The organism is Bartonella sp. AP72JLCBS, from assembly GCF_042195705.1.
GTDB lineage: Bacteria > Pseudomonadota > Alphaproteobacteria > Rhizobiales > Rhizobiaceae > Bartonella.
Genome location: NZ_JBHIOU010000111.1, coordinates 1 through 683, shown reverse-complemented (window position 1 = coordinate 683; position 683 = coordinate 1). Strand labels below are relative to the sequence as shown.

The window sequence follows — 683 nt, the reverse complement described above, 5'->3', positions numbered from 1 at the left end:
GAAAAAACGGAATATAGCGATATTTCTTTCCAAAAACCAAAGGGTTCTGATCAACTCAGTGATGGGATGTTATATCAAGATGGTCCCAACCTTTGGGGAAAGGGTCACTTTGAGGATAGAACAATAGTTATTGCACACCAGTATATACCTAGGGAAGTATTTGTATTTGATAAAAATCTTTGGGCTAACAAAGAAGAAACGTATGGCACGGCAACTTTGGAAGATGGAGCATTTTATAGGGCATTTACTTGGAAATATGATAAAACAAAAAGTAATATAAGACGGTATCAATGGAATAATCAGTCACATATGACAGAAGAAACTGTTACGCAGGGGTTTTCGCATAAGCCCACCATTCAGGGGATGATACAATCTCACGGCGATCTCATCATTAACGCCGATAACATTGACAACCATTATAGTTTTATAGAAGCAGGGGGAAATGCCGATATCCACGCCAATGTGCTCACCAATTTGGGTGTAACAACTTATAAAAACACCTATATGGGTTGTAATGCAAATACAGACAATTGTTATGGCTATAAAGCTGATGGAAGCCGCGATGTTTCTTTAGATATAGCCGATGGCAAATTTCGTCATATCCGCTCAGAAGCTTTGGAGAGTGTTCCTGGTCTTGTCCAAGCGGGTGGCACTTTAAATCTGGTGGTCGATCAACTCAATAA

General features: G+C 39.5%; 1 protein-coding gene. It reads left to right on the top strand.

The features are described from left to right. A partial coding sequence (locus ACFILO_RS09640) for a hypothetical protein (RefSeq protein WP_375678232.1) occupies positions 1-683 on the top strand: 683 nt, incomplete at both ends.